Annotated in this window: 15 protein-coding genes; 7 read left to right on the top strand and 8 right to left on the bottom strand. The window is 61.9% G+C overall.

Going from position 1 to position 13642, the window contains the following annotated elements; translation table 11 throughout:
- The first annotated feature begins 117 nt into the window (after positions 1–117).
- The 3 genes from BTO02_RS07110 to BTO02_RS07120 all read left to right on the top strand — a co-directional run bounded on the left by BTO02_RS07110 (position 118) and on the right by BTO02_RS07120 (position 1868).
- On the top strand, positions 118–597 hold the full coding sequence (locus tag BTO02_RS07110) for a DUF3331 domain-containing protein (RefSeq protein WP_075158663.1): 480 nt from the start codon (positions 118–120) through the stop codon (positions 595–597).
- A gap of 113 nt (positions 598–710) precedes the next feature.
- Entirely contained in the window at positions 711–1064 is a 354-nt protein-coding gene (locus tag BTO02_RS07115; RefSeq protein WP_232243476.1) for a BON domain-containing protein, read from the top strand.
- A 432-nt stretch (positions 1065–1496) separates the two neighbouring features.
- On the top strand, positions 1497–1868 hold the full coding sequence (locus BTO02_RS07120) for a response regulator transcription factor (protein ID WP_075156449.1): 372 nt from the start codon (positions 1497–1499) through the stop codon (positions 1866–1868).
- Between the two features lie 24 nt (positions 1869–1892).
- On the opposite strand, the gene BTO02_RS07125 is transcribed toward BTO02_RS07120, so the two are convergent.
- The 5 genes from BTO02_RS07125 to BTO02_RS35040 form a co-directional block, all read right to left on the bottom strand.
- The gene (locus BTO02_RS07125) at positions 1893–2570 is read right to left on the bottom strand and encodes a response regulator transcription factor (RefSeq protein ID WP_075156450.1); all 678 of its coding nucleotides are present in this window, start codon (positions 2568–2570) and stop codon (positions 1893–1895) included.
- 172 nt (positions 2571–2742) lie between these two features.
- Positions 2743–4638, bottom strand: coding sequence for a PAS domain S-box protein (locus tag BTO02_RS07130; RefSeq protein WP_075156451.1), 1896 nt, complete (start codon positions 4636–4638; stop codon positions 2743–2745).
- A gap of 346 nt (positions 4639–4984) precedes the next feature.
- Positions 4985–5278: a LysR family transcriptional regulator gene (locus BTO02_RS07135; protein WP_075156452.1), complete on the bottom strand. Its 294-nt coding sequence runs from the start codon at positions 5276–5278 to the stop codon at positions 4985–4987.
- Positions 5279–5306: 28 nt separating this feature from the next.
- Positions 5307–5600, bottom strand: a complete 294-nt coding sequence (locus BTO02_RS07140; protein WP_156883772.1) for a hypothetical protein — start codon at positions 5598–5600, stop codon at positions 5307–5309.
- 80 nt (positions 5601–5680) lie between these two features.
- Positions 5681–5965, bottom strand: a complete 285-nt coding sequence (locus BTO02_RS35040) for a DUF3563 family protein (protein WP_232243477.1) — start codon at positions 5963–5965, stop codon at positions 5681–5683.
- Positions 5966–6176: 211 nt separating this feature from the next.
- Between BTO02_RS35040 and BTO02_RS07150 the strand changes: the two genes are divergently transcribed.
- From BTO02_RS07150 to BTO02_RS07165, 4 genes are all read left to right on the top strand, one after another.
- Positions 6177–6608, top strand: coding sequence for an HPF/RaiA family ribosome-associated protein (locus BTO02_RS07150; protein WP_075156454.1), 432 nt, complete (start codon positions 6177–6179; stop codon positions 6606–6608).
- A 322-nt stretch (positions 6609–6930) separates the two neighbouring features.
- Positions 6931–8064: an FAD-dependent oxidoreductase gene (locus BTO02_RS07155; RefSeq protein WP_075156455.1), complete on the top strand. Its 1134-nt coding sequence runs from the start codon at positions 6931–6933 to the stop codon at positions 8062–8064.
- Positions 8057–8842 (top strand): HAD family hydrolase, encoded by a 786-nt coding sequence (locus BTO02_RS07160; RefSeq protein ID WP_075156456.1) that lies wholly within the window; start codon positions 8057–8059, stop codon positions 8840–8842. The genes BTO02_RS07155 and BTO02_RS07160 overlap by 8 nt, the downstream gene beginning before the upstream one ends.
- A complete protein-coding gene (locus BTO02_RS07165) occupies positions 8839–9744 on the top strand; it encodes an AEC family transporter (protein ID WP_075156457.1) in 906 nt (301 codons plus the stop codon). The genes BTO02_RS07160 and BTO02_RS07165 overlap by 4 nt, the downstream gene beginning before the upstream one ends.
- Positions 9745–9846: 102 nt before the next feature.
- Here BTO02_RS07165 and BTO02_RS07170 read toward each other — a convergent pair whose 3' ends face one another.
- The 3 genes from BTO02_RS07170 to cydB form a co-directional block, all read right to left on the bottom strand.
- Complete coding sequence (locus BTO02_RS07170) at positions 9847–12165, bottom strand: FdhF/YdeP family oxidoreductase (RefSeq protein WP_075156458.1); 2319 nt, start codon at positions 12163–12165, stop codon at positions 9847–9849.
- A gap of 142 nt (positions 12166–12307) precedes the next feature.
- Positions 12308–12538 carry a hypothetical protein gene (locus tag BTO02_RS07175; protein ID WP_075156459.1) on the bottom strand — a complete coding sequence of 77 codons (231 nt, stop codon included), beginning with the start codon at positions 12536–12538 and terminating at the stop codon, positions 12308–12310.
- Positions 12539–12621: 83 nt separating this feature from the next.
- Positions 12622–13620, bottom strand: coding sequence for a cytochrome d ubiquinol oxidase subunit II (cydB, locus tag BTO02_RS07180; RefSeq protein ID WP_075156460.1), 999 nt, complete (start codon positions 13618–13620; stop codon positions 12622–12624).
- Positions 13621–13642: the final 22 nt, after the last annotated feature.

Raw genomic sequence — 13642 nt, forward strand, 5'->3', positions numbered from 1 at the left:
AGTGGAATGGCCCTTGGCCGGATAACGCGCTAACGTAGCGGAACCGCCTGAATTGAAGTGGCCTTCGCGGATTGCAGCGCGCGAGGACCTCCACGAGCGACGATGGGGGACTGCTCGATGCACGCGAAACACAGCCGGACCGATCCGTGGTCGCAGACCCTGTGTCTGCTCGATTCGCTATCGTGTACGGAAGAAACATCGTCGGGCCAGAGCCTCGCCCGCCCACCAGGCGTCAGGGTTTCCGCACGCCGCAGCGCGCACCGCCGCGTTGCGGCGGTTGCGTGCGCGTCGGATAAACGCGGCGCGCACATCAGGGTGCTCGAGCGGCCGACCAGCAGAACAGCGATTGTCACATGGGGAGATCCGACCTCGTGCCATTATGGCGATCAGGTCTGGCGCGTTGCACGAGCGTCCAGTGACGGCTATTGTGCTTTGAGCGGGCAGCAGATCCGCCGCGGCGACGCGGTCTATCGTCCGTCGCACTATCGGCTTGCACCGGCCAATGCCGGCTCGATGATGCTCGCGGCATGCGTGCTCGTCGCGCCGATCGGCGAAGAAGCCGGCGAGCCGGAGCTTGAAGTTGAAGCCACAGGTTGAAAACAAAGCGGGTTGAAGAAAAGAAGTCAACGAAGAAAGCAGATCAGCAGCAAAGAAACGGGCGCCGCCGGCGCCCGGAAAACTAAACACCCTTGGCAACGATGGAGGTTCACGTGAATAAGCCGTTGAAAATGTTGGTCGGTACCAGTATTGCCCTGATGATGTCGTTCGGCATCCAGGCCGCACATGCGCAGGACGATACCGCGGCGTCTGCGCCGATGGCGAAGCCGACCCATAAGCAGAAGTGGCATGCCGATCACAAGCTCGAGGCTCAAGTGCGGCACGCACTGACGACGCACAAGATCGAGTCGTCCGACATTCGTGTGGTGGCGCGCGGCGGCGTCGTGACGCTGGACGGCACCGTCCAGGATGAGTCGCAGATCGCGCAAGCCGCGACGGTCGCGCAAAGCGTGACGGGCGTCAAGTCGGTGAAGAACAACCTCAGCAAGCACGAAGCAGGCAACTGATCTCGTGTTGAATCCAGCCGGCGGCATCTGTCGATCAGCGCGACTTCGACAGCGCCGGCGGCTGGCCTTGCAGAATGAAGTAACGGTTGTTTTCGCGGCACCGAGTTTGACGATTCTATGGCGCAAAATCGCCGCTATTCATATTTGCGCCAGTTATGCACGGCCTCGTATTAATCGATTGAATTGGCCCTGCATATAAAAGCGTGAGAAAGAACGCGCGCGAATGCCGTTTTTATAGCGCTATGTAATTTGAATAATTCGACTACTTGATGCGAGTCATCGACGTGCCGCCGCACAATGGGCGGTTTTGCTATACGTTTGTATGATTTGCGGGCCGCATCCCGCGATCTATTCTCTTGAAATCAAAGAGAAAAAGGCACGGCCTGGATCCGTAAATTTGCAGAGTTATTCTCCAGACTCAGGGTCCGCCGCGTGGATACGTCCCACATTGTTAGCATTGTCGATGACGACGACGCGGTGCGTCTCGCAACCGCAAGCCTGATCCGTTCGTTTGGCTGGGATGTCAACGATTTTGCGTCCGCAGAGGCGTATCTCAGTTCCGGCCAGATCAATCAAACTTCGTTTCTGATTTCCGATATCCGTATGCCGGGAATGTCGGGCATTGAATTGCTCGATTGCCTGTTGAAACAGGGCTGCGCGCCGCCGACCATCTTCATCACCGCTTTTCCGACCGCCGTTCTGCATGCGCAAACCCAGGCGCAAGGCGCATTGGCCCTGCTCGAAAAACCGGTCGACGCAAACGTGATCGCGCACTGGCTGACCACCGCGCTCGGCAGTCCATAGGTCGTCAACCGCGAAGCACGCGCGTCACGACGCGCGTTCACCGTGCGTGCCGATGCCGATCGCTTCCGCTTTCCTGACGAGATCGGCCACCGAGCGCGCTTCCATCTTCTTCATCACCTGGCCGCGATGGATCTTCACGGTGATCTCGGAGAGCTTCATTTCCGCAGCGATCTGCTTGTTCATGAGACCGACCACCACATATTCCATGACCTGCTGTTCGCGCGGCGTGAGCGTGTTGTAGCACGAGCGCACCGATGCAATGGCCTGCTCGGCGTCGATGCGCTTCGCGTCCTGCGCGAGCGCATGCGCGACCGCGTCGAGCATGTCCTGATCGCGAAAGGGTTTGGTAAAGAAATCGAGTGCGCCTGCTTTCATGGCCTTGACCGACATGGCGATGTCGCCGTGTCCCGTCATGAAGACGATCGGAATGCGCATATCGGTCTTCGCGGCTTCTTCCTGGAATGCCAGGCCGCTTTCGCCGCGTAACCGGACATCGAGCACAAGGCAACTCGGCACGTCGGATTTCGGGTAATCGAGAAACGCACGCGAAGACGCGAAGGTTTCCACACGCAGGCCGACCGAGCGCAACAAGGCGCCCAGCGCGGTGCGCATGGCTTCGTCGTCGTCGACGACATAGACCACCGACGGAGTCGCCTGCGCTGTCACGCTAGTGGAAGTTGAAAGCAGCTGCTGCGAATTCATGTGTCCCTCCAACTATAGCGGGAGACCCTACCGCATCTCATTAGCCGCTGTCGGTTCTCTGATGTCAAGTTTGCATGCAGTATAAATAATAGTTGTTTCGCTTTTGCTGTTAAAGCAGTTCGGCGGAAAAAATATTCCTGTATGCGTGGCTATGCCGCGACATTGCTATCGGTTATACGATGTTTTTTGCAAGCGGGGGCAGGATGCACTCGAATGTCGCACCGTGCATTTCGTTGTTGAAAGCCGAAATTCTGCCGCCGTGTGCATCGATGATCGAACGGCAGATGGACAGGCCCATGCCCATGCCATGCGCCTTCGTACTGAAGAATGCATCGAAAAGGCGTTCCGCGTGGCCAGGGTCGATCCCGCTGCCGTAGTCGCGCACCGCGAGCCGAACGTCGCCGTCCGCCGTGAGGGCGGTCTCGATCGACAGCTCGCGCGACCATCCGGTCACGCCTTCCATCGACTGAATCCCATTCATCACGAGATTGATCAGCACCTGCTGCAACTGAACGCGGTCGCCGAGCACCGGCGGCAGGAGCGGCGCGAGCCGTACGCGCAGCGGCACCTGGTGGCTCAGCACTTCGCGCTGCGTGAGCGAGACGACGTCGTTCACTACATCGTTGAGCTCGAGCGGCACCCTTTGCCCCGTGTCCTTCTTCGCGAGCGTGCGGATGCGCCGCACGATTTCGGTCGCGCGCCGTCCTTCGCCGATGATGCGGCTCACGCCCGCGCGTACCTCGTCGGGTTGCGGCGTGCGATTGTCGAGCCAGCGCAGGCACGCTTCGCCGTTCGTGACGATCGCCGCGAGCGGCTGTCCGACCTCGTGCGCGATCGACGCGGACAGCTCGCCGAGCGTCGTCACGCGCGTGACGCGCGCAAGCTCCGCCTGTGCGTGATGCAGTTGCTGCTCCGATTGCCGCGCTTGCGTCACATCCATGATCGCGCCGGCATAATGCAGCCGCTCGGGCTCGTCTTTCATCACATGCGCGACCACGTGCAGGTATTTCACTGCCCCGTCCGGCAGCACCAGACGAAACTCGAAGTCGAAATCGTGCTTGTGCGTCGACGCGCGGCCGATCGTGTCGCGAAACCGTTCGACGTCGTCGGGGTGCACGCGTTGCAGCACGAGTTCGAGCGTCGGCACGATGCCCGGATCGAATTCGAAAATGCGGAACGTTTGTTCGGACCAAAGCACCTCGCCGCTCCATACGTTCCAGCCGAAACTGCCCGTACGGCTCAGGCGCTGCGCTTCGGCCAGATAGGTCGCCTGGCTGCGCCGCAGCGCTTCTTCGGCCTGTTTGCGCGCGGTGATGTCGTTGCCGGTCTCGAGTATCGTGGCGGCACGCCCGCTGCCGTTGCGCTGCAGCGACCAGCGGCTCGCGATCACGAGCACCGTGCCGTCGCGCTGCGTATGAATCAGTTCCCCGTCCCAGCGGCCGGTGCGCAGCAACGTGGCGGTCACTTCCTCGAGCGACGCCGGAAACCGCGTCTTGAGCAGCAGATGAATGTTCTCGCCGATCGCATCGCGTTTCTTCCAGCCATACATCTCCTCGGCGCCGTAATTCCAGAACAGGATCGTGCCGTCCATGTCGCGCACGATAATCGTGTCGTGCGTGAGATCGAGCAGTCGCGCCTGCTCGAGTTGCGTCACGCCGAGCATGCGCGCATGCCGCACGAGCCCGGTGATCGCGAACGCCGCGATCAGATACGTCACCAATGCGGGAATGTCCTGTTTGTACTGGATTTCGAAGGTAAGGACCGGCGCGACAAAGAAGTAGTCGATAAACAGCACGGCCATGATGGAAAGCCCGATCGACATCACGAAGCTGCCCACGAGCGAAATCAGCACGACCGCAATCAGAAAGATCGATTCCGCGGCAATCGGATTCAGGCCAAGCCTGTAGCACACCCAACCGAGCAGGCCGAGCGCGACGAATCCGCCCGCCCAGCCGAACGCAAGCCGGCGCAACGCATCGGACGGATGAGAGAGATCGGCGCGCACCCAGCGCACCCATACGTCTCGCCAGCGGTTGCTGCGTGGTGTCGCTTCAAAGAGCGAAGTCATGGCTTCCGGACAAGGTCACAAAGTCACTCGATCGTCGATGCGGTAGCTGGCCGTTTGCCGATCTGGGTGCGCCTTTGCTGTGATCACGATGCGTGGTCGTTGCGCGTGGTCACAGGGCGGCCGTGTCGCGTCAGGCGACGTGTCGGTTCGAGACGGGCGGTCAAGCTGATCTTACCTGCGCGCGCGTTTCGCATATATCGAAGGGGAAAGCTATTCAGTCGAAAACGAAAAACCGTGCGATTACTGAATGGAATCGTCTGATGAAAACGGGCGACGGGAATGAGCTGCGGCGGTTTTGACGACACGTATGGGTCGACGTGGCGGCGCAGGCGCAGTGGTAATCAGTTTAGCGCGCGCGCATGCCTTCGTCTGTGCTCGCATTCGCGTAGCGCTTCAGCGCACCTTCGAGTTCTTCGCCGAGCAGGAAGATTTCCTCGGCATAGCCGGCGGCGAGGCGGCCTGCTTCGGTCAACTGCACATTACGCCCGGCGCGCTCGAACAGCTGGCAGCCGAGGCGCGCTTCGAGCACCTTGATCTGGCCGCTCAGCGTTTGCGGCGTGATATGAATCCGCTGTCCGGCATGGATCATGCCGCCGGTGCGCGCGGCCATCCAGAAGTAGTACAGGTGTTTGAAGTTCATGGCGATCTCTCTGCAGCGGCGCCGGATACTAGTCGCGCGGATTGCCGAGCAACTGCGCATTCAGCTTGTGCGTTTCGAGTTCGAGCAGACGCGCCTCCACATCGCAACGGCATCGATGGTCGGACGTATCGCTGTCGCGCGTGAAAACCGCGAGCAGAGCGGCACGCATGCGTGCAAGGAGACCGGGCGCTGCGGCGGCTGTCGGGGCCATGCTCTGCATCGATGCGCTGCTCGTCGAGGCATGCGTGCGCGTGCTGAAGTCGATGCGCAGCACGGCCGCTTCGGCTCGAGCGGGGCAGTGTGAAAGCGGTTCGGATTTCATGGCGTTTCCCCTGGCAACCGGGACGGTTTTACGTGTCGCGCGGCGCGGGCCCGGTGTCGATGTAAAAGCCCGCGCGGCGTTCAGAACGAATAGCCGTGACGTTCGATGCGGCGCATGCGCCGCTCGACGTCGGCCAGGTCGGAGGCCCGAGCAAGATAGTCGTGACGGCGCCGCTCTTCAGCGCGCTCGATCCATTCGCCCAGCTTTTCGAGAAAATACGCAAACATGATGTTTCTCCAATCACTCGTGAAACGCTCGCGGTCCGGCGGATGTGCGGCCGCGATCCAGTCGACGTGCTCGGGAACCGATGGTTTTTGCCCTGCCCGCTGAGGCTGGAAGAGGCGTGGCCCGTCGATGGCTTGCATCGTAGAGATCGAAAATGAGGCGAAAGTGAGCATCGCGAAGGATCTGTGCGGCAAGCGTGTATGAAGCGTTTCCTGTGGCCTCGTGCGTGTTGTGCTTCGAACGAACCGAACCGATCGTCAGAAAAATTCGACTGTTCGCCGCGCGCGCGGCACCGTAGATTGGTGGCTACCCACTTGGGATCGGAATGTGACCTCGAAGGAGACGTCCACCATGGAAATCAGCATTCAAACCTCGGGCCTTTGTCTATCGCGTCGCGAATCGGATGCGCTGCGCGAGCATGTGCGTTCGCGCATCAGCGAAAGCTTCGCGCGTATCGCGCGGCGCATTTCACACGTGAGCGTGCATCTCGAAGATGTCGATGGACCGCGCGGCGGCGGCCACGCCATGCATTGCCTCGTGAAGGTCGGCATCGGCGGTGCGACCGCGGCGCTCGCGCAAGGGCGCGACCGCAATCTGTTCGCGCTCGTGAATCGCGTATCCGCGTGTGCGGCGGGCAATACGCTCAAGCGCCTGAAGCGGCGCATCGACATTGCGTCGCTCAGACGGAAGAACGGACCCGCCGATAATGGCCCAGCGGAGAACGAGCCCGCGCCGGATGAGCCGGGCCTGCCTGCTGGACCGATCTGCAGTCGCAGCGATTGATATTCGAGCTCGGCGCAAAGTCCGGGCAAGACTGAAGCGAACCTCGAACAGGTTCATCGAAGGGTGATGCAGCGAAGGCTGCGTCACCCTTTTTCGTTTGCGGCCAGCACCTGGCGCGTCCGCTCCCGCAGTCCTCATTTTCAAATCATTGTCGGCTTCTACGATGCGTTGCGTCGACGTCGTATGCCGTGTTCAGGTGAGCCGGCAACTGCACTCTGCCAGGGCCTCACGTCGGCGTATTCGCGGCGGACACGCACGCAGCCGTGCCGTCCACCGCAGCGAATACCCAGGGCCAGCGGCTCTATCGAAAAGGGGAATTACCGTGAAATACGATTGCGTGATTATCGGAGCAGGGATTCAAGGCCTCGTTCTTCTCGACCAGGCGCTTGCGCATGGGTTGAACGCGTGCTGCATCGACCGTCAGCCGCGTGTTGGCGACGGCCAGACATTGCGCTCGCAGTTCTATATCCACCGAGGCCATTTCTATACCGAGCGCGACCTGATCGACCAGCTGCACGAAGCGTATCCGAAGTGGTGCGAGCTCGTGCGCCGCCTGCGCATCAATGTGCGTTCCACTGACTCGTATGTCGGCTTCGTCGGCGACCCGGCCGCGTGGACCGGGATGTGGACGTTGTGCGAAGTGCCGTATGCGTCGGTCACGACATGCCCGCCGATTCTCGAAGGAAACCGCCTCGCGCATATTTACCGCTTCCCGCACATGATGTTCGACGGCCGCGAAATGCTCGCGAAGCTCGTGCAGCGCAATCGCGGGTCGCTCAGGTTCGGCTCGATCGACTCGATCGGGCAATGCGGCAGCGGCTACCGGCTGCGCGTCGGCGACGCCACGATCGACACGAACCATATCGTGCTGTGCGCGGGCGCCGGCACGCCGGAGCTGATCGGCATGCTGCCGGACGTGCGCAAGGACGTGCCCGTGCAGACGCGCAGCTGCCAGGTGCTCGCGATGCGCGGGCCCGTGTCCAATTCGAGCATCGTCATCCCGGATGCGCAGATGTTTATCGCCCCGCAGTACGAAGCGAACGGATCGCCGGTGCTGCTCTACACGCATGGCACGGACCCTGTGCTCGAAAACGGCAGGCAGCCCACGGTCGATGCGAACCGGTTGCACGCGCAACTGGGCGCGCTGAAGTCGGTGCTGCCGGGTCTGCACGCGGCAGCGAGCGAACGCACGCTGTACCTCGCGCAGAAGACCGAAAGCGCCGAGCTTGGTGTCGGCAAGCGGCCGAACGGCGCTTTTGTCGAACGCATTGCCGATGGCGTCGTCTGCGTGCTGCCGACGAAGCTGTCGCTGGCCGTCAACGCATCGGAAAGCGCGCTCGCGCTGATCGAGCCCGAACACGTACCGCTGCATGCCGAGCCGCTGGTCGGCGTGCGGACCCATCTGCTTCACGCCGCGGCCGAGATGCGCTTGATGAGCGAGGTGAGCCATGTCTAGGATCTTTATCGGTCTCGATCGCGACGGCACGATCGATATGCCCGGCTTGCCGGCTCCCGCGCGGCTCGTCGAGCAACTGCGCGGCATGCAGCAGGACGGCGCGAAGGTCTTTATCGCGTCCGGCAAAAGCTACGACGTGCTGAAAGAAGTTTGCGCGGGGCTGGGCCTCGAGCCGTGGATGTATTGCTGCGAAAACGGCGGACATATCGTGATTCCGCACACGGGCCGCGAGTATGTGTTTTCCGAAGGCACGGACCTGGCGTTCTTCATCGCGCATGTCGGCGAACTCGCGTTGCCGCCGTCTCGCGACGAACCGAAGCGCTCGATCTGGTCGAAGAAGTTCGGCGGCGAATCGCTGGCGGCGAAGCGTGTGATCGACGAATTCGTCGCGCGTCACGGCTTGCGGCTCAGCGTGTTCGCCTATCCGGACGGCGACGGCGGTCTCGACGTCGTGCCCGACGGCATCGACAAGTCGAACCTGCTGCGGCTGCTGCCCGAAGACGCGGTCGTGCACTTCTTCGGCGACGGCGAAAACGACCTCGGCATCATGCGCTCGGATGGCGTCGTGCCGCACACTGTGGCGAACGGTAAGCGCGCGGTCAAGCAGTGCGTTGCCGAAAAGGGCGGCCATATTGCCGACGAACCGGCCGGCTACGGTGTATGCAGCGTGCTCGCGCAACTGCGCGCCGAGTGGCGTGCCGCGCGCGTCGCGGGCTATATGCTGCCGGGCCTGTGCATCGGCGGTCTGCGTGACGAACCGCGTGCGAGGAACTCATGACTGCCCAATTCGTTATTTCGTTGCTGTGTTTCGCAGCCGGCTTCGGCAGCCAGAAACTGCAAGTCGCGGGAGAGAAAGCGGTGTCGGTGCTGTCGTCGCTGATCTCGTGGGTGTTGCTGCCGGCAGTGATCGTTGCGGCCATGAGCCAGCTGCATCTGTCGAGAGACGTGATGCTGCTGCCCGCGGCGAACGTATTCGTGGTCGGTACGTTGCTCGCCATCGCCGCGCTTGCCGCGCGCTTCTTCGGTGTGAAACGGCAGACGGCGGGCGCGGCGGTCATCGCATTCGGCACGCTCGAAGGCGGCAGTATCGGGCTCGCGCTTGTGCTGTCGCTGTTCGGCACGAAGCTGTTGCCGCAGTTCTTCGTGTTCGACATCGTGCATGCGCTGCTGCTGTTTACGGTCACGTATCTGGTGGCGTGTCTGTACGGCGCGCAAGGGAAGCTGTCGGGCAAGCTGGTTCGCGACTTCCTGCTCGGGCCGATTCCGATGGCGGTGATCGCGGGCCTCGCGCTGAACGTTTCCGGCGTGCACCTGAATGCGGCGATCGCCTCGGTGCTCAATGCGGCCGGCTATCTGATCCTGCCTGCGGTGCTCGGCATACTCGGCTTGCGCTTCACGTTCCGCAAGGAGTATCTCGCGATCTCGCTCGCGCTGACCTTCGCGAAAATCGTGCTCGGATATCTGATCGCGCTTGGGTTCGTGCTGCTGTTCGAGCCGTCGTCCGCGTCGCGTGCCGTGATTCTGCTTTCGAGCTGTTTGCCGCCGAGTTTCCTCACGCTGATCTTCGCGCAGGAACGCAAGCTCGATTCGGGGTTCCTCGCCACGTTTCTGCCCGTGTCGGCGCTGGTGAGCTTCACGGTGCTGTATGCGACGTTCGAGCTGTTTCCTGCCTTGCTGTGAAGCAAAGGAAAGTAAATCGGAACTGGCCGATGGCACACACGCGCGCATCGCGAAGGCCCTGACAGGCTCGCGACGCGCGTGGTGTGTGTTTTCAGTGCATGACTACGACTGCGGCGCCCACGCCCCCGAAACGATGTTGCGCGCCGATTTCACGATCTTCACGGGCACCGACTTGTACGACGGCGTACGGCTGCGCTTGTCGTACGCATAGAGCGGCACGAGCGGATTGGCCTCCGGGTAGTAAGCGCCGCAGCAACCGTCGGGCAACTGATACTCGACCACTTTCATATTGCGCACGACGCGCTCGATGCCGTCGTTCGACAGCGCAACGAGATCGACGAGATCGCCCGGATGCAGATTGCGCTTTCTGATTTCCTCCGAGTTGACGAACACGACGTCACGCTGGCCGAACACGCCGCGATAGCGGTCCGACAACGAATAGAGCGTCGTGTTGTACTGATCGTGGCTGCGCATCGTGGTGAGCCACAGGCCTTCGTCGTCGCCGTGCCACGGGTCTTCGTCGAGGCCTTCGAACACCGCGAAGTTCGCCTTGCCGCTTGCCGTCGCCCAGATCCGTTCGCGCGCGGTCGATCCCAGATGAAAGCCGCCGGGCACGCGAATGCGCGCGTTGTAGGCCTCGAATGCGGGGAACACCTGTTCGATCGCATCGCGAATGCGGTCGTAGTCGGCGACGAGCTCTTCCCATGGAACCTTCGAGGTGTCGCCGAGCGTCGCGCGCGCGATGCCCGCCACGATCGCCGGTTCGCTCTTCAGATGGTCCGACGCCGGATCGTTGATGCCGGCCGATGCGTGCACCATCGACATCGAGTCTTCGACCGTGATCGATTGCGGCCCGGTTTCCTGAATGTCGACTTCGGTACGCCCGAGGCACGGCAGAATCAGCGCTTCCTTGCCGTGCACGAGGTGGCTGCGGTTGAGCTTCGTCGAAATATGGACGGTGAGGTCGAGCTTGCGCATCGCGTCCTGCAGACGCGGCCAGTCCGGAATCGCCGCGGCGAAATTGCCGCCGAGCGCGACGAACACCTTGCAGTCGCCGGCAAGCATCGCTTCGAGCGTCGCGACGACGTCGCGTCCATGCTGCGGCGACGGCTTGAAGCCGAACGTCTGCTCGATGCGATCGAGCCATTCTTTGGCGGGCTTTTCGGTGATGCCGACCGTGCGGTTGCCTTGCACGTTCGAATGGCCGCGCACGGGGCACAGGCCCGCGCCGGGCCGGCCGATATTGCCGCGCATCAGCGCGAGGTTCGCCATCTGCTGCACGTTTTCGGTGCCGCGATGATGCTGCGTGAGCCCCATGCCATAGACGAGGATCACGCTTTTCGCTTCCATATAAACGTTGGCGACAGCCGTCAGGTCCGAGCGCCGCAAGCCGGACGCATGCTCGATCGCTTCCCAGTCCGTCGCGCGCAAGTCGTCCACGAGCTTTTCGAAGCCGACCGTATGGCCACGAATAAAGTCGACGTCGATCTTGCGCGGCTGGTCTTGCGCAATCGCTTCGTCGTCGGCTTCGATCATCGCCTTCATGATGCCTTTCAGCGCGGCGACATCGCCGCCGACGCGCACCTGATACAGCGGGTTGCTGATCGCCGTCCACGAGAGCGTAACCATTTCGACGGGATTCTGCGGCGCCTGGAAGCGCTCGAGCGCGCGCTCGCGAAACGGATTGAACGAGATGATGCGCGCGCCGCGCCGCGAAGCGTCGTGCAGGCTCGTCATCATGCGCGGGCTATTCGTGCCCGGGTTCTGACCGAAAATGAAAATCGCGTCCGCATGGTCGAAGTCTTCGAGCAGCACGGTGCCTTTACCGACGCCGATCGACTCCGGCAGGCCGACGCTCGTCGCTTCGTGGCACATGTTCGAACAATCGGGGAAATTGCCGCTGCCGTATTCGCGCGCAAACAGCTGATAGAGAAACGCGGCTTCGTTCGATGCGCGGCCCGACGTGTAGAAGTCGGCCTGGTTAGGCGAATCGAGCGCATTGAGGTGCGAGGCGATGAGCGTGAACGCGTCGTCCCAGCCGATCGGCACATAGCGGTCCGACGCGCTGTCGTAGACCATCGGGTGCGTGACGCGGCCGGCCATCTCGAGGTCGAAGTCTTCCCACGCGCTTAGCTCGGTCACGGTGTGATTCGCGAAGAAGCCCGGTGTGCAGCGGTCCGCGGTCGCTTCCCACGCGACGGCCTTGGCTCCGTTTTCGCAGAACTCGAACGACGACGTATGTTTCGGATCGGGCCACGCACAGCCCGGACAATCGAAGCCTTCCGGCTGATTCATCCGCAACAGCGTACGCGCGCCGAATACCGGAATGCCCTGTTCGGCGAGCGCTTTGCCTGTTGCCTTCAGCGCGCCCCATCCGCCGGCTGGTTCGCGATAGATGCGGATCGATTTCCTTTCTGCCATGGTGACCTCTTATGCGCAAGACGATAGGGATGTTGAACGGAGCGATGTTATGCAGAGGCACGCAGACGGTCTTTCAAGATCCGCTAGTGGTTTTTCGAAACACACGTAAGGCCGCGACTGCGAGACACGCGGCATCGCACCGCTAGTGATGCGATGCCCACTGCACGAGCAGATGAAACGGCAGCACGACGAGAAAAGTCACGCCGAAGCCCGCGCACCAGAGGATCACGAGCCACATGATCTTGTTCGTGAGGCTGCGCGGCCGGGCCGCCGGGCGCGCGCCCGCGTGCTTGACGATCTGCCTCGCTGCGTCTTCGGCGATCGGCGGTTCGATAGCGTTGTCAGCGGCGTGTTGAACGGCAGGTTGCGACATCTTCAAACTCCTTCTGCACGGGCATGCGGATTCATTCATTTCACTTCGCGTCGATGCCTTTCAGCATGAAACCGGGGCGTGCGCTATTCGTAACGCGCACCCGGTTCGACCTTGCCGCGGAATACCCAATAGCCGGCGGTCGTATAGGCGGTGATGATCGGAATGATGATGACCGCGCCCACGAGTGTGAACACCTGGCTTGCATGCGGCGCGGCCGCATCGGCGAGCGTGATCGTGTTCGGAATCGCATAAGGCCAGATGCTGACGAGCAGCCCGATATAGCCGAGCAGGATCAGCGCGAGCGCGAGCACAAACGGCATCGCGTCGCTGCGCCGCTTCACCGCCGCATACATTCCGGCGGCGACCACCAGCACGAGAATCGGCACCGGATAGAGCCGGTAGCGGAACGGCGACTCGAACCATCGCGCGGCGATATGCGGATCGGTCAGCGGCGTCCAGATCGATACCGCGGCAATGAAGCCGAGCAGCACGATCGTGAGCGGGCCGATCAGGCCATGCATGCGCTGCTGCAGATCGCCGCTCGTTTTCAGCACGAGGTAGCCGCAGCCGAGCAGCGCATACGTGGCCATCAGCCCCATGCCGGTGAATACGCTAAACGGCGTGACCCAGAAGAACGGGTCGCCGGAGAACACGCCGTCGGTGGCCGGAATGCCGTGCAGATAGGCGCCGAGAATGACGCCCTGAAAAAACGTGGCGCCGGCCGAACCGCAGACAAAGGCCAGATTCCACAGGTTTTTCGAACGCGTCGCCTTGCCGCGGATTTCGAACGAGACGCCGCGAAAGATCAGGCAGATCAGCATGAAAATGATCGGCAGATAAAGCCCGGACAGCACGATCGAATAGACAGTCGGAAAGACCGCGAACAATGCGGCGCCGCCGAGCACGAGCCAGGTTTCGTTGCCGTCCCAGACCGGTGCGATCGTGTGCATCATCATGTCGCGTTCGGCATCGTCCGGGAAGAACGGAAAGATGATGCCGATACCGAGATCGAAGCCGTCGAGCGCGATATACATGAAGATGCCGAGCGCGATGATTGCCGCCCAGATTGTGGTGATGACCATGCGTGCCTCCGTGCCTGGCTTC

Origin of the sequence: Paraburkholderia sp. SOS3, assembly GCF_001922345.1 — a bacterium.
GTDB lineage: Bacteria > Pseudomonadota > Gammaproteobacteria > Burkholderiales > Burkholderiaceae > Paraburkholderia.

Coding starts and splice junctions, on each gene's coding strand:
- BTO02_RS07140 (WP_156883772.1), bottom strand. CDS start 5,600: ATGAAATCCGAACCGCTTTCACACTGCCCCGCTCGAGCCGAAGCGGCC.
- BTO02_RS07110 (WP_075158663.1), top strand. CDS start 118: ATGCACGCGAAACACAGCCGGACCGATCCGTGGTCGCAGACCCTGTGT.
- BTO02_RS07135 (WP_075156452.1), bottom strand. CDS start 5,278: ATGAACTTCAAACACCTGTACTACTTCTGGATGGCCGCGCGCACCGGC.
- cydB (WP_075156460.1), bottom strand. CDS start 13,620: ATGGTCATCACCACAATCTGGGCGGCAATCATCGCGCTCGGCATCTTC.
- BTO02_RS07125 (WP_075156450.1), bottom strand. CDS start 2,570: ATGAATTCGCAGCAGCTGCTTTCAACTTCCACTAGCGTGACAGCGCAG.
- BTO02_RS07165 (WP_075156457.1), top strand. CDS start 8,839: ATGACTGCCCAATTCGTTATTTCGTTGCTGTGTTTCGCAGCCGGCTTC.
- BTO02_RS35040 (WP_232243477.1), bottom strand. CDS start 5,965: ATGCAAGCCATCGACGGGCCACGCCTCTTCCAGCCTCAGCGGGCAGGG.
- BTO02_RS07130 (WP_075156451.1), bottom strand. CDS start 4,638: ATGACTTCGCTCTTTGAAGCGACACCACGCAGCAACCGCTGGCGAGAC.
- BTO02_RS07160 (WP_075156456.1), top strand. CDS start 8,057: ATGTCTAGGATCTTTATCGGTCTCGATCGCGACGGCACGATCGATATG.
- BTO02_RS07170 (WP_075156458.1), bottom strand. CDS start 12,165: ATGGCAGAAAGGAAATCGATCCGCATCTATCGCGAACCAGCCGGCGGA.
- BTO02_RS07150 (WP_075156454.1), top strand. CDS start 6,177: ATGGAAATCAGCATTCAAACCTCGGGCCTTTGTCTATCGCGTCGCGAA.
- BTO02_RS07175 (WP_075156459.1), bottom strand. CDS start 12,538: ATGTCGCAACCTGCCGTTCAACACGCCGCTGACAACGCTATCGAACCG.